The organism is Enterobacter sp. 61D5 (genome assembly GCF_034107965.1).
GTDB lineage: Bacteria > Pseudomonadota > Gammaproteobacteria > Enterobacterales > Enterobacteriaceae > Enterobacter > Enterobacter cloacae_M.
In genome coordinates this window covers 185,571-201,069 of sequence record NZ_JAWNFK010000012.1, presented here as the reverse complement: position 1 = coordinate 201,069, position 15,499 = coordinate 185,571, and the positions used below count along the sequence as shown (strand labels likewise).

At 58.5% G+C, this 15,499-nt stretch carries 17 protein-coding genes; 11 read left to right on the top strand and 6 right to left on the bottom strand.

Annotation, left to right across the window (positions count from 1 at the left end; genetic code table 11):
• Positions 1–23: 23 nt before the first annotated feature.
• A complete protein-coding gene (hycA, locus tag UTM25_RS14095; protein ID WP_023333209.1) occupies positions 24–488 on the bottom strand; it encodes a formate hydrogenlyase regulator HycA in 465 nt (154 codons plus the stop codon).
• A gap of 211 nt (positions 489–699) precedes the next feature.
• On the opposite strand from hycA, the gene hypA reads away from it, so the two are divergent.
• The 6 genes from hypA to flhA all read left to right on the top strand — a co-directional run bounded on the left by hypA (position 700) and on the right by flhA (position 6,447).
• The gene (gene hypA / locus UTM25_RS14090; RefSeq protein ID WP_029739533.1) at positions 700–1,050 is read left to right on the top strand and encodes a hydrogenase maturation nickel metallochaperone HypA; all 351 of its coding nucleotides are present in this window, start codon (positions 700–702) and stop codon (positions 1,048–1,050) included.
• 3 nt (positions 1,051–1,053) lie between these two features.
• Positions 1,054–1,917 carry a hydrogenase nickel incorporation protein HypB gene (gene hypB / locus UTM25_RS14085; RefSeq protein ID WP_194401203.1) on the top strand — a complete coding sequence of 288 codons (864 nt, stop codon included), beginning with the start codon at positions 1,054–1,056 and terminating at the stop codon, positions 1,915–1,917.
• Complete coding sequence (locus UTM25_RS14080) at positions 1,908–2,180, top strand: HypC/HybG/HupF family hydrogenase formation chaperone (RefSeq protein ID WP_194401204.1); 273 nt, start codon at positions 1,908–1,910, stop codon at positions 2,178–2,180. The genes hypB and UTM25_RS14080 overlap by 10 nt, the downstream gene beginning before the upstream one ends.
• A gap of 2 nt (positions 2,181–2,182) precedes the next feature.
• The gene (hypD, locus tag UTM25_RS14075; protein ID WP_194401205.1) at positions 2,183–3,304 is read left to right on the top strand and encodes a hydrogenase formation protein HypD; all 1,122 of its coding nucleotides are present in this window, start codon (positions 2,183–2,185) and stop codon (positions 3,302–3,304) included.
• Positions 3,301–4,311, top strand: a complete 1,011-nt coding sequence (gene hypE / locus UTM25_RS14070; RefSeq protein WP_194401206.1) for a hydrogenase expression/formation protein HypE — start codon at positions 3,301–3,303, stop codon at positions 4,309–4,311. Before hypD ends, hypE begins: the two co-directional genes overlap by 4 nt.
• Positions 4,312–4,374: 63 nt before the next feature.
• Positions 4,375–6,447, top strand: coding sequence for a formate hydrogenlyase transcriptional activator FlhA (gene flhA, locus UTM25_RS14065; RefSeq protein WP_194401207.1), 2,073 nt, complete (start codon positions 4,375–4,377; stop codon positions 6,445–6,447).
• On the opposite strand, the gene UTM25_RS14060 is transcribed toward flhA, so the two are convergent.
• On the bottom strand, positions 6,444–6,839 hold the full coding sequence (locus tag UTM25_RS14060; RefSeq protein WP_194401208.1) for a nitrous oxide-stimulated promoter family protein: 396 nt from the start codon (positions 6,837–6,839) through the stop codon (positions 6,444–6,446). The genes flhA and UTM25_RS14060 overlap by 4 nt on opposite strands.
• Before the next feature lie 175 nt (positions 6,840–7,014).
• Here UTM25_RS14060 and UTM25_RS14055 point away from each other — a divergent pair, with 175 nt between their 5' ends.
• Both UTM25_RS14055 and mutS read left to right on the top strand, forming a co-directional pair.
• Complete coding sequence (locus tag UTM25_RS14055; RefSeq protein ID WP_023308980.1) at positions 7,015–7,245, top strand: SymE family type I addiction module toxin; 231 nt, start codon at positions 7,015–7,017, stop codon at positions 7,243–7,245.
• A 113-nt stretch (positions 7,246–7,358) separates the two neighbouring features.
• Positions 7,359–9,920: a DNA mismatch repair protein MutS gene (mutS, locus tag UTM25_RS14050; protein WP_194401209.1), complete on the top strand. Its 2,562-nt coding sequence runs from the start codon at positions 7,359–7,361 to the stop codon at positions 9,918–9,920.
• Between the two features lie 139 nt (positions 9,921–10,059).
• Here mutS and UTM25_RS14045 read toward each other — a convergent pair whose 3' ends face one another.
• The 3 genes from UTM25_RS14045 to UTM25_RS14035 are packed head-to-tail and all read right to left on the bottom strand — an operon-like array spanning position 10,060 to position 12,311.
• Complete coding sequence (locus UTM25_RS14045) at positions 10,060–10,281, bottom strand: non-oxidative hydroxyarylic acid decarboxylases subunit D (RefSeq protein WP_194401210.1); 222 nt, start codon at positions 10,279–10,281, stop codon at positions 10,060–10,062.
• A 10-nt stretch (positions 10,282–10,291) separates the two neighbouring features.
• Positions 10,292–11,719, bottom strand: a complete 1,428-nt coding sequence (locus tag UTM25_RS14040) for a non-oxidative hydroxyarylic acid decarboxylases subunit C (protein WP_023308982.1) — start codon at positions 11,717–11,719, stop codon at positions 10,292–10,294.
• Entirely contained in the window at positions 11,709–12,311 is a 603-nt protein-coding gene (locus UTM25_RS14035) for a non-oxidative hydroxyarylic acid decarboxylases subunit B (protein ID WP_023308983.1), read from the bottom strand. The genes UTM25_RS14040 and UTM25_RS14035 overlap by 11 nt, the downstream gene beginning before the upstream one ends.
• A gap of 172 nt (positions 12,312–12,483) precedes the next feature.
• On the opposite strand from UTM25_RS14035, the gene UTM25_RS14030 reads away from it, so the two are divergent.
• Positions 12,484–12,891: a MarR family winged helix-turn-helix transcriptional regulator gene (locus tag UTM25_RS14030; protein ID WP_023308984.1), complete on the top strand. Its 408-nt coding sequence runs from the start codon at positions 12,484–12,486 to the stop codon at positions 12,889–12,891.
• On the opposite strand, the gene UTM25_RS14025 is transcribed toward UTM25_RS14030, so the two are convergent.
• Positions 12,888–13,775 carry a LysR family transcriptional regulator gene (locus tag UTM25_RS14025; protein ID WP_194401255.1) on the bottom strand — a complete coding sequence of 296 codons (888 nt, stop codon included), beginning with the start codon at positions 13,773–13,775 and terminating at the stop codon, positions 12,888–12,890. The genes UTM25_RS14030 and UTM25_RS14025 overlap by 4 nt on opposite strands.
• A gap of 108 nt (positions 13,776–13,883) precedes the next feature.
• On the opposite strand from UTM25_RS14025, the gene UTM25_RS14020 reads away from it, so the two are divergent.
• On the top strand, positions 13,884–15,086 hold the full coding sequence (locus tag UTM25_RS14020) for an MFS transporter (RefSeq protein ID WP_194401211.1): 1,203 nt from the start codon (positions 13,884–13,886) through the stop codon (positions 15,084–15,086).
• Positions 15,083–15,460: a DUF4440 domain-containing protein gene (locus tag UTM25_RS14015; RefSeq protein ID WP_194401212.1), complete on the top strand. Its 378-nt coding sequence runs from the start codon at positions 15,083–15,085 to the stop codon at positions 15,458–15,460. The genes UTM25_RS14020 and UTM25_RS14015 overlap by 4 nt, the downstream gene beginning before the upstream one ends.
• Positions 15,461–15,499 lie beyond the last annotated feature (39 nt).

Sequence of the window (15,499 nt, the reverse complement as noted above, 5' to 3'; positions counted from 1 at the left end):
CGACACTTCTCGACACGCAGGAGTCAGGCCACGTTCGCTGAGGCATTTCCGTCCATCAGCTGCTTCAGGTTGACCGGGAGATCGTGCTCAACGGCGGCGTACAGGCCGTTATAGACCGGCGCTATTTTTTCCAGATAGTGCTCCAGCACCTGCTGGCGATCGCGGTTGCTGACGTGGCCGTCCACCATGCCGTCGGCCATCAGCTGCGCCTTCGCAATACACTGTTTTTCGCCGTCTTTTGTCTCGAGGTGGTACTCAATGGTGTGGCTGTTGAAGTTGTCCGCCAGGGTAACGTTGATGATGAAATGGCCGAACAGGACGAAGCGCATGTCGCCCTGCGCCGCGCAGCTCATCGCGTGGTGAAGACGCGCTTTCGAGAGGGTTATGCCCTGAACCAGAGAGTTGCAGTAGAGGTGCCACTGGTCCTGCAGCTGCTGATGACGCTGCGCGATGTAATCCGCTTTTTCGCTGATTTCCCAAATAGTCATAGAAGGTATCCGGTTAATGGAGATAGCGGTTGTTAAGCAGATTCCATGCCAGATTTTATGTTACTGATTTTAAATAGATTTAATTACAAAACCGCTGTCAACGCCGCGGTGTCGACGTGTCATTTCGACAGCGTTGACATCGTCACGCCTTAACAAAAATCAAGCTGGCACCGTTATTGCATTCAATGGCGCAATTCATTGAGGAGGCGTCATGCACGAAATCACCCTCTGCCAGCGGGCTCTGGAACTTATCGAACAGCAGGCAGTGCAAAACCACGCGAAGCGCGTCACCGGCGTCTGGCTGAAGGTCGGGGCGTTTTCCTGCGTCGAGACCAGCGCCCTGAATTTCTGTTTTGAGCTGGTGTGTCGCGGCACGCTGGCGGAAGGCTGCGAACTCCATATTGAAGAGCAGCAGGCGGAGTGCTGGTGCGAGCAGTGCCAGCAGTACGTCACCCTGCTGTCATCAAAGGTTCAGCGCTGTCCGCAGTGTCAGAGCACCGGTCTTCGCATCGTGGCGGACGACGGCATGCAGATCCAACGCCTCGAAATCGAGAAGGAGTAAAGTATGTGTAGCACCTGCGGTTGCGCCGAAGGCAACCTGTATATAGAAGGGGATGAACACCATCCCCATTCCGCGTTTCGCTCCGCGCCCTTTTCGCCTGCCCCGCGGCCTGCTGCGGCTTTAACCGGTATCACCTTCGCCCCGCAGCGCTCCGCTGCGGGCGATCTGCACTACGGCCACGGCGAAGCGGGTACCCACGCGCCGGGCATCAGCCAGCGCCGGATGCTGGAAGTGGAAATCAACGTGCTGGACAAAAATAACCAGATCGCCGCCCGCAACCGCGCGCGCTTTGCCGCCCGCAAACACCTGGTGCTGAACCTGGTCTCCAGCCCCGGCTCCGGCAAAACCACGCTGTTAACTGAAACGCTCAAACGCCTGAATGGGCGCGTCTCCTGCGCGGTGATCGAAGGCGACCAGCAAACCGTTAACGACGCGGCGCGCATTCGCGAAACCGGCACCCCGGCGATTCAGGTCAATACCGGCAAAGGTTGCCACCTGGACGCGCAGATGATTGCCGACGCTGCCCCGCGTCTGCCGCTGGCGGATAACGGCATTCTGTTTATTGAAAACGTCGGCAACCTGGTCTGCCCGGCGAGCTTCGATCTGGGCGAACGCCATAAGGTGGCGGTGCTTTCGGTGACCGAAGGCGAAGACAAACCGCTGAAATACCCGCATATGTTTGCCGCCGCGTCTATCATGCTGCTGAACAAAGTTGACCTGCTGCCGTACCTGAATTTCGACGTGGATAAGTGCCTGGCGTATGCCCGCGAGGTGAACCCGGAGATTGAGATCCTGCTGGTCTCCGCCACGCGCGGTGACGGCATGGACGCCTGGCTGAACTGGCTGGAGAGTGAAAGATGTGCATAGGCGTACCGGGACAAATCCACTCCATTGACGGGAACCAGGCCAAAGTGGAGGTATGCGGCATTCTGCGCGACGTGGACCTGACGCTGGTGGGCAGCACCGATGAAAGCGGCGCATCGCGTCTCGGCCAGTGGGTGCTCGTCCACGTAGGGTTTGCCATGAGCGTGATTAACGAAGCGGAAGCCCGCGACACGCTGGATGCTCTGCAAAACATGTTCGACGTGGAGCCGGACGTGGGCGCGCTGCTGTACGGCGAGGAGCATTAGCCATGCGTTACGTTGATGAATACCGCGCGCCGGAGCAGGTGCTGCAGCTTATCGGCCACCTGAAAACGCGCGCGGCGCTGCTGGATTACACGGCGGAAAACCCGTTGCAGATCATGGAGGTGTGCGGCGGACACACGCACGCCATCTTCAAATTTGGCCTCGACCAGCTGCTGCCGGAGAACATCGAGTTTATCCACGGCCCCGGCTGCCCGGTGTGCGTGCTGCCGATGGGGCGCATCGACAGCTGCATTGAAATTGCCAGCCAGCCCGACGTCATTTTCTGCACCTTTGGCGACGCGATGCGCGTGCCGGGGAAAAACGGCTCGCTGCTGCAGGCAAAAGCGCGCGGGGCCGACATCCGGATCGTCTATTCGCCGATGGATGCCCTGACGCTGGCGGAGGACAACCCCGCGCGCAAGGTGGTGTTTTTTGGCCTGGGGTTTGAAACCACCATGCCCGCCACCGCCATCACGCTGCAGCAGGCGAAAGCGCGCGGCGTCGAGAATTTTTTCTTCTTCTGCCAGCACATTACGCTCATTCCCACGCTGCGCAGCCTGCTGGAAGAGCCGGGAAACGGCATTGACGCCTTTCTGGCACCGGGGCATGTCAGCATGGTGATTGGCACAGACGCCTACGGTTTTATCGCTGAAGAGTACAATCGTCCGTTAGTGGTCGCTGGTTTCGAACCACTTGATCTACTGCAAGGTGTGACCATGCTGGTTGAGCAGAAAATAGCGGCCCTGAGTGAAGTGGAAAACCAGTACCGCCGCGTGGTGCCGGATGCGGGAAATGAACGGGCGCAGCAGGCGATAGCCGACGTGTTTTGCGTTGAGGGCGACAGCGAGTGGCGTGGTCTGGGGCTGATTGCCGAATCCGGCGTGCGCCTGACGTCAGCCTATCGCGCGTTCGACGCCGAAGCGCATTTCAGCCCGCAGCCGCAGCAGGTTTGCGACGATCCCCGGGCCCGCTGCGGCGAAGTCCTCACCGGTAAATGCAAACCGCATCAATGCCCGTTATTTGGCAATACCTGTAACCCGCAAACGGCGTTTGGCGCGCTGATGGTCTCCTCCGAAGGGGCGTGTGCCGCGTGGTATCAGTATCGCAACCAGGAGAGTGAAGCATGAATACGGTTGAAATGGCGCACGGCAGCGGCGGACAGGCGATGCAGCAGCTGATTAACCGGCTGTTTATGGAAGCCTTCAACAACCCCTGGCTCGCTGAACAGGAAGACCAGGCGCGCATTGACCTCGCCACCCTCACCGCGCAGGGCGACAGGCTGGCCTTCTCCACCGACAGCTACGTGATTGACCCGCTGTTCTTCCCCGGCGGCGATATCGGCAAGCTCGCCGTCTGCGGCACGGCCAACGACGTGGCGGTCAGCGGTGCCGTTCCGCGCTACCTCTCCTGCGGGTTTATCCTCGAAGAGGGATTACCGATGGAGACGCTCACGACAGTGGTCAACAGCATGGCGCAGACCGCGCGCGAGGCCGGGATAGCTATCGTCACCGGCGATACCAAAGTGGTGCAGCGCGGCGCGGCCGACAAGCTGTTTATCAACACCGCCGGCATGGGCGCGATTCCCGCCGATATTCACTGGGCGGCGCAGCGGCTCAGCGTGGGCGACGTGCTGATCGTGACCGGAACGCTGGGCTGCCACGGGGCGACCATCCTTAACCTGCGCGAAGGTCTGGGGCTGGACGGGGAACTGCGCAGTGACTGCACGTTGCTCACCCCGCTGATCCAGACGCTGCGCGGTATTACCGGCGTGAAAGCCCTGCGGGACGCCACGCGAGGCGGCGTGAATGCCGTAGTCCATGAGTTTGCGGCAAGCTGCGGGTACGGGATTGAACTCACCGAGCGCAGCCTGCCCGTGAAGCCTGCCGTTCGCGGGCTTTGCGAACTGCTGGGCCTTGACCCGCTCAACTTTGCCAACGAAGGCAAACTGGTGATTGGCGTTGAACGCTCGGCCGCGGAAGCCGTTCTTGAACAGCTGCGGGCTCATCCGTCAGGAAAAGAGGCGGCGATGATTGGTGAAGTGGCTGAGCGCAAAGGGGTGCGCCTGGCCGGGCTTTATGGCGTGAAGCGGACGCTGGATCTGCCGCACGCGGAACCCTTACCCCGTATTTGCTAGAACCGCGCCAAAAGCGGTCAGCACTGAATGTCTCTTTTTTGCCAGTTTCTATTGGAAAGCAATATGCCGTATACACCGATGAGCGATCTTGGACAGCAGGGCCTGTTTGACATCACGCGCACACTTTTACAGCAGCCCGACCTCGGCGCGCTGAGCGATGCCCTGACGCGGCTGGTCAGGCAATCGGCGCTGGCGGACAGCGCCGCGATTGTGCTCTGGCATAGCGGAACGCAGCGCGCGAGCTACTACTCGACGCGTGATAATGGCAAAACGTTTGAATACGAAGACGAAACGTATCTGGCGCATGGCCCGGTGCGCCGCATACTCTCCCGGCCTGAAGTGCTGCACTGCAACTTTGCGGAGTTCCGCCAGGCGTGGCCGAAGCTGACGGAGAGCGACCTCTATCAGCCTTTCGGGCATTACTGCATGCTGCCGCTGGCGGCTGAGGGCCAGATTTTTGGCGGCTGCGAGTTTATCCGCACGACCGACCAGCCCTGGAGCGAGGCGGAATACGAGCGCCTGCACACCTTTACCCAGATTGTGGCCGTCGTCGCGGAGCAGATCCAAGGCCGCGTCACCAATAACGTCGATTACGACCTGCTGAGCCGCGAGCGCGACAACTTCCGCATTCTGGTCGCCATCACCAACGCCGTGCTCTCCCGCCTGGACATGGACGAGCTGGTCAGCGAAGTCTCGAAAGAGATCCACCACTATTTCAAAATAGACGCCATCAGCATTGCGCTGCGCGGCCATCGCAAGGGCAAACTGAACATCTACTCCACGCATTATCTCGATGAAGCCAACCCGGCGCACGAGCAGAGCGAAGTGGACGAAGCGGGCACCCTTTCTGAGCGGGTTTTCAAAAGCAAAGAGATCCTCCTGCTCAACCTGAACGAGCAGGACCCGGTCGCGCCGTACGAGCGGATGCTGTTCAACACCTGGGGCAATAAAATTCAGACCCTGTGCCTGCTGCCGCTGATGTCCGGCAACACCATGCTCGGCGTGCTGAAGCTGGCGCAGTGCGAGGAAGGCGTGTTCACCACCGCCAACCTGAAGCTGCTGCGCCAGATTGCCGAACGTATATCTATCGCCCTGGATAACGCCCTCGCCTATCAGGAAATTCATCGCCTGAAAGAGCGGCTGGTGGATGAGAACCTGGCCCTGACCGAACAGCTCAACAACGTGGACAGCGAGTTTGGTGAAATCATCGGGCGCAGCGACGCCATGTACAGCGTGCTTAAGCAGGTTGAGATGGTGGCGCAAAGCGACAGCACGGTGCTGATTCTGGGAGAAACCGGCACGGGCAAAGAGCTGATAGCCCGCGCCATTCACAACCTGAGCAACCGCAACAGCAGACGGATGGTGAAAATGAACTGCGCCGCGATGCCTGCGGGACTGCTGGAAAGCGATCTGTTCGGCCACGAGCGCGGTGCATTCACCGGGGCCAGCAGCCAGCGGCTGGGCCGTTTTGAGCTGGCGGACAAAAGCTCGCTGTTCCTCGACGAAGTGGGCGATATGCCGCTGGAGCTACAGCCGAAACTGCTGCGCGTCCTGCAGGAGCAGGAGTTTGAGCGTCTGGGCAGCAACAAGCTTATCCAGACCGACGTGCGGCTGATTGCCGCCACCAACCGTGACCTGAAAAAAATGGTCGCCGACCGCGAGTTTCGCAGCGATCTTTACTATCGTCTGAACGTCTTTCCGATCTTCCTGCCGCCGCTGCGCGAGCGCCCGGAAGATATCCCCCTGCTGGTCAAAGCCTTTACCGCGAAGATCGCGCGCCGGATGGGGCGAAACATCGACAGTATTCCTGCCGAGACGTTGCGTACCCTTTCATCGATGGAATGGCCCGGCAACGTGCGCGAGCTGGAGAACGTCATTGAGCGCGCGGTGCTGCTGACGCGCGGTAACGTGCTGCAACTCTCCCTGCCTGAGGTTACGCTTCCTGACGTGACCGCGACCGCCGCCGAGACAGCGAAAGAGGGAGAAGATGAATATCAGCTCATTATGCGCGTGCTGAAAGAGACCAACGGCGTGGTCGCCGGGCCAAAAGGTGCGGCCCAGCGACTGGGGTTAAAACGCACCACCCTGCTGTCTCGCATGAAGCGTCTCGGGATTGATAAAGAGAGCCTGGTTTAATCGGTTTCGCCAGGCGGTAGTTCTCTGATACCGCCTTTGGTGAGGGCCTCTTTTTTCGGACGGTACTTTTCCGGCAGTTCCGGCACGGGACGGCGGTCATCCATCAAATGGCGAACGGTCAGTATGGGGTGACGCCATAACATACGCGGGCCTGCCCAGCGCATAACCTGCTTCATCTCTTCACGTCTGGCAGGCTGATAGCAGTGTATGGGGCACTGCTTGCAGGCAGGCTTTTCCTCACCGAAAACGCATTTATCCAGGCGCTTATCGGCATACGCGTTGAGCGCCTGATAGTGCCCTTCCTCCTGAGATGCCTGCGGGCACTGCTTTTCATACAGCGCGATCATTTTCGCGATGGTCTCTTTTTCTCGTGAGATGCGTTTACCGGACATAGCGGATTACCGAATAATAAAGTGCATCAATAATACACCTTTCAACACTGGATTTCAGCGGTTGCATTTCGTTTCCTGAAGCCTGATTCCAGTTTTAGCCCTGCACCGGCTAACAATCACTGGTATTTTATACAGGCATCAGAAATGACCTTTGTCCGTGTTGTCTGGAGACCCTATGCAAGAGCTCGCGATCGGCAAACCCTACCGCCATTTAAAAGTGGGATATTTTAGAAAGCGCCATGAAGACCGCAATACCAAGATACCGAAGCGCTACAGCGTGCATGCGGCGCTTAGCTTAAAAGGTGACTGGCTTGAAAAAGCGGGATTTACGACCCATTCCCGAGTCAGGGTGGGCGTGGAGCATGGAAAAATTGTCATCGAATTAATGTCGGAAGATGCCTCGTAAAGCCACGACATTTTTCTGCGCCGGACCTTTTTTTCATGCGACAATAGAAGGAACAAACGGCCATTGAGCCCATCAAAACGGTTTATTTTCAAAGAAATGGACATCATAACTCCATGAGCACAATCGACAATTTCGACGCACATACGCCGATGATGCAGCAGTATCTGAAGCTGAAAGCACAGCATCCGGAAATCCTGCTGTTTTACCGTATGGGCGATTTTTACGAGCTGTTTTATGACGATGCTAAGCGTGCATCGCAGCTGCTCGACATCTCGCTAACCAAACGTGGCGCATCGGCAGGCGAGCCCATTCCTATGGCAGGTATCCCGCACCACGCGGTAGAAAACTACCTGGCGAAGCTGGTGAATCAGGGCGAGTCCGTTGCCATCTGCGAACAGATCGGCGATCCGGCGACCTCAAAAGGCCCGGTGGAACGCAAAGTCGTGCGCATCGTCACGCCTGGCACCATCAGTGATGAAGCCCTGTTACAGGAGCGCCAGGATAACCTGCTGGCAGCGCTGTGGCAGGACGGTAAAGGGTTTGGCTACGCGACGCTGGATATCAGCTCCGGACGTTTTCGTCTGAGTGAACCGGCTGACCGTGAAACGATGGCTGCCGAACTGCAGCGCACCAACCCTGCAGAATTGCTCTATGCCGAAGATTTCGCTGAAATGGCGCTGATTGAAGGTCGTCGCGGGTTGCGCCGTCGTCCGCTGTGGGAATTCGAAATTGATACCGCGCGCCAGCAGCTGAATCTGCAGTTTGGCACCCGCGATCTGATTGGCTTTGGCGTTGAAAACGCACCGCGCGGGCTGTGTGCGGCAGGTTGCCTCCTGCAGTACGTGAAAGATACCCAGCGCACCGCCCTGCCGCATATCCGCTCTATCACCATGGAGCGCCAGCAGGACAGCATCATCATGGATGCCGCCACGCGCCGTAACCTGGAGATCACGCAGAACCTGGCGGGTGGCGTAGAAAATACGCTCGCGTCGGTCCTCGACAGTACGGTTACGCCAATGGGCAGCCGCATGCTGAAACGCTGGCTGCATATGCCGATCCGCAATACCGAGACGCTGGTTTGCCGACAGCAGACGATTGCCGCGCTGCAGGATCGCTATACCGATCTGCAGCCGGTCCTGCGCCAGGTAGGCGATCTGGAGCGTATCCTTGCGCGTCTGGCACTGCGAACAGCGCGACCACGCGACCTCGCGCGGATGCGTCATGCTTTCCAGCAGTTGCCAGAACTGCGCGCGCAGCTGAGTGACGTTGACAGCGCGCCGGTACAGAAACTCCGCGAAACCATGGGCGAATTTACCGAGCTTCGCGAACTGCTGGAGCGCGCCATTATCGATGCGCCTCCGGTTCTGGTGCGTGATGGCGGCGTGATTGCCCCGGGCTACAACGAGGAGCTGGACGAATGGCGCGCGCTGGCCGACGGTGCGACGGACTACCTCGATAAGCTGGAAATCCGCGAGCGCGAGCGTCTAGGGCTCGACACCCTGAAAGTGGGGTATAACGCGGTACACGGTTACTACATTCAGATTAGCCGCGGGCAGAGCCACCTGGCGCCGATTCACTACGTGCGTCGCCAGACGTTGAAAAACGCCGAACGCTACATCATTCCTGAACTGAAAGAGTACGAAGACAAAGTCCTCACCTCGAAAGGCAAGGCGCTGGCGCTGGAAAAACAGCTTTATGACGAGCTGTTTGACATGCTGATGCCGCACCTGGGCGATCTGCAGCAGAGCGCCAGCGCGCTGGCGGAGCTGGACGTGCTGGTCAATCTGGCAGAACGCGCTGAAACACTGAACTACACCTGCCCGACCTTTACCGATAAGCCTGGCATTCGCATCACTGAAGGCCGTCACCCGGTGGTAGAGCAGGTGCTCAACGAACCGTTCATCGCCAACCCGCTGAGCCTGTCACCGCAGAGAAGAATGTTGATCATTACCGGTCCGAACATGGGCGGTAAGAGTACCTATATGCGTCAGACGGCGCTTATTGCGCTGCTCGCGTATATCGGCAGCTACGTCCCGGCGCAAAACGTGGAGATTGGCCCCATCGACCGCATCTTTACCCGCGTCGGGGCTGCGGACGATCTGGCGAGCGGACGCTCAACCTTCATGGTCGAGATGACCGAAACGGCAAACATTCTGCATAACGCGACGGAGCACAGCCTGGTGCTAATGGACGAAGTCGGACGCGGAACGTCAACCTATGATGGTCTGTCCCTGGCATGGGCCTGTGCGGAAAGCCTTGCGAATAAAATCAAGGCCATGACGCTTTTTGCCACCCATTATTTCGAACTGACGCAGCTGCCGGAGAAAATGGAAGGGGTTGCGAACGTTCATCTGGATGCGCTGGAGCACGGCGATACCATTGCCTTCATGCACACGGTGCAGGATGGTGCGGCGAGCAAGAGCTATGGCCTGGCCGTCGCGGCGCTGGCAGGCGTACCGAAAGAGGTGATCAAGCGCGCGCGTCAGAAACTGCGTGAACTGGAAAGCCTGTCACCGAATGCGGCGGCGACGCAGATTGATGGTACACAGATGTCGCTGCTGGTTCCTGCGGAAGAGACGTCGCCTGCGGTGGAAGCGCTGGAGAACCTCGACCCGGATTCACTGACGCCGCGTCAGGCGCTGGAGTGGATTTACAGGTTGAAGAGTCTGGTTTAGTTTTCTGCGGTCTGTTTTGTCGGGTGGCGGCTTCGCCTTACCCGACCTACAAAACCGTAGGCACGGTAAGCGCAGCGCCACCGGGCAAAAGACCGCACAATATTATCGCCCGGTAAGCGCAGCACCACCGGGCTTTTTTTTACAGCAGCGGCGGGATCGTCGGCACCTGCGGCGCCTCATCAATATCCTTCTGCGTCATGCGGAACGCTTCCGGATAGTGCTCGCGGCTGGTGCGGCGCAGCGGTTCGGTATCGCGCCAGGTATACAAACAATGCTGGCACTGATAAACGGTCCAGACCCCTTTTACCGGCGACATCGCCATCACTTCAATATGCTCATCGGCACAACGTGGACAAATCATCTTTTCCTCCTTATTGACGTGCTGCCAGCATCGCGGTCAGTTTTTCTGCCCAGGCTTTGGTTTCAGGCAGATCCTGTACCGGCTGGCTGTAGTGGCCCCGTGTGTCCGGCGCGACAGGCGTGGTGGCATCAATAATCAGCTTGTCGGTGATGCCCGCCGGGCTGGACCCAGGGTCAAGCTCAAGGACAGACATGTTCGGCAGTTGTACCAGATCGCCTGCCGGGTTCACTTTCGACGACAGCGCCCACATCACCTGCGGAAGATTGAACGGATCGACATCCTCATCCACCATGATTACCATCTTCACGTAGCCCAGACCGTGCGGCGTGGTCATGGCGCGTAAACCGACCGCGCGGGCAAAACCGCCGTAGCGTTTTTTGGTGGAGATAATCGCCAGCAGACCGTGGGTGTACATCGCGTTCACCGCCTGCACTTCCGGGAATTCCGCTTTAAGCTGCTGGTAGAGCGGCACACAGGTAGCCGGTCCCATCAGGTAGTCAATCTCGGTCCAGGGCATGCCTAGATAAAGGGATTCGAAAATCGGTTTGGTGCGGTAAGAGACTTTGTCGATACGGACAACCGTCATGTTACGACCACCGGAATAGTGTCCGGTAAACTCGCCAAACGGCCCCTCGATTTCACGCTTGCGGCCTTCAATCACCCCTTCCAGGATCACTTCAGAACCCCATGGCACATCGAAGCCGGTCAACGGCGCGGTGGCAATCGGGTACGGGCTTTCACGCAGCGCGCCGGCCATTTCATACTCGGACTGATCGTATTTCAGCGGCGTGGCGCCCATCAGGGTGATGATCGGGTCGTTGCCCAGCGTAATCGCAATCGGCAGGTCTTCACCACGCTCTTCCGCTTTGTGCAGATGCAGGGCAATATCGTGCATCGGAACCGGCTGGAGGCCAAGCTTGCGCTTGCCCTTCACTTCCATACGGTAGATCCCGACGTTCTGCTTGCCGAAGTGGTCCGGGTCGAGCGGATCGCGCGAGACAACGCACGCTTTATCGAGATAAAAACCGCCGTCACCGTCGTTCAGGCGAAACAGCGGAAGGATATCGAACAGGTTAATGTCTTCACCGTCCACCGTATTCTGCGCCCAGGCCGGGTTGGCGCGGCGCTCCGGTGTAACGGGAAATTTATCCCAGCGGCGGATAAATTCGTCGATCTGTTTTTTTACCGGGGTGTTCGCAGGCAGCCCCATCGAAATGGCGTGGTTCTGCCAGGAGCCGATGGTGTTCATCACCACGCGGGCATCGGTAAAGCCACGAATGTTGTCGAACCACAGCGCGGGCGCGCCGTCGCCAATGCGGCCGGTCGCGTTGGCTGCCGCCGCCAGATCGGGCTCGGCGTTAACCTCTTCCTCAATTTTCAGCAGTTGCCCTTGCTCATCGAGCGCCTGGAGGAAGCTTCTCAAATCATCAAATGCCATCTTTATTCTCCTGTGCAAAATGTTTCGCCTCCCGCAGTCCGTTCCAGCGGCGCGCCTTTTTATGCTCCAGACCGAACTGGTCGAGCACGCGGGTCACGATGTGCTGGGTAATGTCATCGGCGGTTTGAGGGTGGTTGTAATAGGCAGGCATGGGCGGCACCATCGCCACGCCCATGCGGGAAAGGGCAAGCATGTTCTCAAGATGAATGGTGCTGAGCGGCGTTTCACGAGGAACCAATACCAGCTTGCGCCCCTCTTTCAGCACCACGTCCGCCGCGCGTCCCACCAGCCCTTCGGCGTAGCCCGCGCGGATACCCGCCAGCGTTTTCATACTGCAGGGAATGACGATCATGCCGTCTGTGCGAAACGAGCCGGAGGAGATGGTGGCGGCCTGGTCAGCCGGACTGTGGACAACGTCAGCCAAAGCAGCAACGTCCTGCGCGGTGTAAGGAGTTTCCAGCTCAATGGTGGTTTTTGCCCACTTAGACATCACCAGATGCGTCTCCACCTCCGGCATTTCCCGCAGCGCCTGCAGCAGCGCCACGCCCAGCGGTGCGCCCGTTGCCCCCGTCATTCCTACTATCAATCTCATTCATCACCTCAATATTTTGTTCGTACACGAACATTATAAATAAGCTACTCCAGGATCGTTTTCCTGACAAGATCGTTCGCACACGATCACACGAATGGCTAAAAGATGCCGCGTTAAAATTGAGAGCAATAGCGGCTATCATAGGGGAGAGATTTTTTCCGTCGGAGTGTTCATGGAACTAAGACAAGAGGCGTTCCACCTGTTACGTCAGCTTTTTCAACAGCATACCGCGCAGTGGCAACATGCCTTACCTGAACTGACCAAGCCACAGTATGCGGTGATGCGCTCTATTGCCGAGCATCCGGGTATTGAACAGGTGGCGTTGACCGAAGTGGCGGTCAGCACGAAAGCGACCCTGGCGGAGATGCTCAGCCGCATGGAGGCGCGCGGTCTGGTCAAACGCGAGCACGATCCGGCCGATAAGCGCCGCCGGTTTGTCTTCCTGACGCCAGAAGGTGAAGCCCTGCTTGCTGGCTGTAAACCGGTTGGCAACGAGGTGGATGAGGCGTTTTTAGGACGTCTTAACAAGGCCGAGCGGGAGCAGTTCTCCGCGCTCATCAAAAAGATGATGCACGATTAATTCACGCTGGCGCGCATAAAATCGATAAAGGTGCGCACCTTCGCCGACACGTGCCGGGCATCGGGATAAACCGCATATATGCCCTGCTGCGCAAAGGTATATCCCGGTAAAACCGGGACCAGTTTTCCCGCATCAAGCGCATCGCGCGCCAGCCATTCCGGCAGTAACGCCACACCTCCGCCAGCAAGTGCAAAGGCCATAAGGGCCTGAGCGCTGTCGGCAAACAGGCGCGGCGCTTTTTTTATCTCCAGCGTTTCAGGCGCACCGCTGGCATCCTTCACCTGCCAGCGCAGCGGCGAGGCCAGACGCTCGTGAATAATCCAGTCCGCGTGGGCCAGCTGCGCAAGCGTTTCGATCGGATGGTTAACCAGCCACCCGGGCGTCGCAACGGGGAGAATGGAGAAGTGCGAAATCAGCGCGGCGTGGTTGCGAGAATCGGCAAGCGTTCCCAGACGGATGGCTACGTCAAAGCGCTCCGAGATAAGGTCGGCATGCAGGGACGACGAAACGTGCCGCACGCGAAGATCCGGGTGCTGCTGGCTAAACCTGGCCAGCAGCGGCACCACCACCTGTGAGCCATACTCGGGCGTAGTCGTGATCCGCAGTTCGCCAGTGAGCCCCGCATGATTCGCGCGGACATCATCCTGCAGCCGTTCCGCATCCTTCAGAAGCGCCACGCTGCGCTGATGAAATAGCGCGCCCGCCTCGGTTAACGTCAGACGGCGGGTGGAGCGCAGCAGCAGCGTAACGCCCAGCTCATCTTCTAGCTGGCGAATATTGAAGCTGACCACGGCTTTTGTCAGCCCCATTGCCTCGGCTGCGGCAGTGAAACTGCCCGTGTCGGCCACCGCGACAAACATCTGAGCCCGCTGCAGGTTAATCATCATCACGCCCTTTACTGTCAAAATATTTTTGACAGTATATCGCGCTTTGTCAGGTTTATCCGTGCTTCCCGGATCGATACGATACGCCACCTCACCGGAGGATCCACCATGACGTATCGCAGCAAAGTCGCCGTTGTTTATCTGCTGGGCTTTTTTCTTGATTTAATCAATATGTTTATTGCCAGCGTCGCCTTCCCGGCAATGGCCCAAGCCTTTAACACCACGCCTTCAGCCCTCGCCTGGGTCAGCAACGGGTACATAGCCGGCCTGACGCTGGTGATCCCGTTCAGCAGCGTGCTCACGCGACGAATCGGGCCTAAGCGCGTCATCCTCCTCTCGCTTTTTCTGTTCAGCGCAGCCTCCGCTGCGGCGGGCCTGTCTGCAACGCTTGAAAGCCTGATCGCCTGGCGAGCGATCCAGGGCGTGGGTGGAGGTTTACTGATCCCCGTCGGACAGGCGCTGACCTGGCAACAGTTTAAGCCTCACGAGCGTGCCCGACTCTCCTCGGCGGTGATGCTGGTGGCGTTGCTTGCCCCGGCCTGCTCCCCTGCTATCGGGGGACTGTTGGTGCAGACGCTCAGCTGGCGATGGATATTTTTCGCCACGCTACCGGTCGCTATCGTGGCCTTTGTTTTAGCCTGCCTGTGGCTTAAACACGAAATGCCTGCGATGAACGCGGCCAGACTGCTAAACCTGTCGTTGCTCGCGAACCCGCTTTTGCGTTTTTCGATGCTTGTTTATTTATGCGTTCCCGGCGTATTTATTGGGGTGAACATCACGGGCATGTTTTATCTTCAGCATGTGGCGAACATGAGCCCAGCCGCAACGGGGATGCTCATGATGCCGTGGTCCGTGGCATCGTTTATCGCCATCACGGCAACGGGGCGCTATTTTAACCGTATCGGCCCCCGACCGCTGATCGTCATCGGCTGCCTGCTGCAGGCGACGGGTATTCTGCTTTTGATTAACATCAGTTCGGCTACGCTGCTGCCTGCCGTTGCGTTTACCTTAATGGGCGCGGGGGGAAGCCTGTGCAGCAGTACGGCTCAGAGCAGCGCTTTTCTGACGACGCGCCGGGAAGAGATGCCGGATGCCAGCGCGCTGTGGAATCTTAATCGTCAGCTGAGCTTTTTTGCCGGGGCCCTGCTGCTGGCGCAGGCGCTGAACCTGGCGCAGGCCTGGCTGCCACCGCTCGCCGCCTGGCACGGGATGTTTATTTTTGCCGCAGGCATGACCTTGCTGCCTGTACCGTACGTTTTTCGTCTTAACAATACGCAGGTGCTCACCCAGCTGCGACAGGAGAATTCATGACGCCTTTCGAACACGACATTATCGACCTCCACATTGCGCTTGAAGCCTGGTTAGGCAAAGGTGAAGGTGATCCCGACGCCCTGCTCGCCCGCTTCCGTCCAGATTTTCTGATGATCCCACCTGGCGGTATTCAGGTCGACTATATCGGTCTTGCCAGTTTTCTGGAAAAACAGCGCGGAAGCCGTCCTGGACTGAAGATCGTCATTGACGAATTATCCACGATCGAGAGTTGGGATCGTGGCGCGGTACTCCACTACCGGGAGACGCAAACCCGGCCAGACCTGCCCGTCAACGTGCGCTGGTCAACCGCGGTGCTCAATCAGGAAGGCGATCGGATAGTGTGGCGTCTGCTGCACGAAACGGCTAAGCCGTAGCGCAAAAGAAAAAGGCCCGTCTCACGACGGGCCTTTTTT

Excerpts from the sequence above, each read along its gene's own strand:
- hycA (WP_023333209.1), bottom strand. The coding sequence starts at position 488 with ATGACTATTTGGGAAATCAGCGAAAAAGCGGATTACATCGCGCAGCGT.
- hypA (WP_029739533.1), top strand. The coding sequence starts at position 700 with ATGCACGAAATCACCCTCTGCCAGCGGGCTCTGGAACTTATCGAACAG.
- hypB (WP_194401203.1), top strand. The coding sequence starts at position 1,054 with ATGTGTAGCACCTGCGGTTGCGCCGAAGGCAACCTGTATATAGAAGGG.
- UTM25_RS14080 (WP_194401204.1), top strand. The coding sequence starts at position 1,908 with ATGTGCATAGGCGTACCGGGACAAATCCACTCCATTGACGGGAACCAG.
- hypD (WP_194401205.1), top strand. The coding sequence starts at position 2,183 with ATGCGTTACGTTGATGAATACCGCGCGCCGGAGCAGGTGCTGCAGCTT.
- hypE (WP_194401206.1), top strand. The coding sequence starts at position 3,301 with ATGAATACGGTTGAAATGGCGCACGGCAGCGGCGGACAGGCGATGCAG.
- flhA (WP_194401207.1), top strand. The coding sequence starts at position 4,375 with ATGCCGTATACACCGATGAGCGATCTTGGACAGCAGGGCCTGTTTGAC.
- UTM25_RS14060 (WP_194401208.1), bottom strand. The coding sequence starts at position 6,839 with ATGTCCGGTAAACGCATCTCACGAGAAAAAGAGACCATCGCGAAAATG.
- UTM25_RS14055 (WP_023308980.1), top strand. The coding sequence starts at position 7,015 with ATGCAAGAGCTCGCGATCGGCAAACCCTACCGCCATTTAAAAGTGGGA.
- mutS (WP_194401209.1), top strand. The coding sequence starts at position 7,359 with ATGAGCACAATCGACAATTTCGACGCACATACGCCGATGATGCAGCAG.
- UTM25_RS14045 (WP_194401210.1), bottom strand. The coding sequence starts at position 10,281 with ATGATTTGTCCACGTTGTGCCGATGAGCATATTGAAGTGATGGCGATG.
- UTM25_RS14040 (WP_023308982.1), bottom strand. The coding sequence starts at position 11,719 with ATGGCATTTGATGATTTGAGAAGCTTCCTCCAGGCGCTCGATGAGCAA.
- UTM25_RS14035 (WP_023308983.1), bottom strand. The coding sequence starts at position 12,311 with ATGAGATTGATAGTAGGAATGACGGGGGCAACGGGCGCACCGCTGGGC.
- UTM25_RS14030 (WP_023308984.1), top strand. The coding sequence starts at position 12,484 with ATGGAACTAAGACAAGAGGCGTTCCACCTGTTACGTCAGCTTTTTCAA.
- UTM25_RS14025 (WP_194401255.1), bottom strand. The coding sequence starts at position 13,775 with ATGATTAACCTGCAGCGGGCTCAGATGTTTGTCGCGGTGGCCGACACG.
- UTM25_RS14020 (WP_194401211.1), top strand. The coding sequence starts at position 13,884 with ATGACGTATCGCAGCAAAGTCGCCGTTGTTTATCTGCTGGGCTTTTTT.
- UTM25_RS14015 (WP_194401212.1), top strand. The coding sequence starts at position 15,083 with ATGACGCCTTTCGAACACGACATTATCGACCTCCACATTGCGCTTGAA.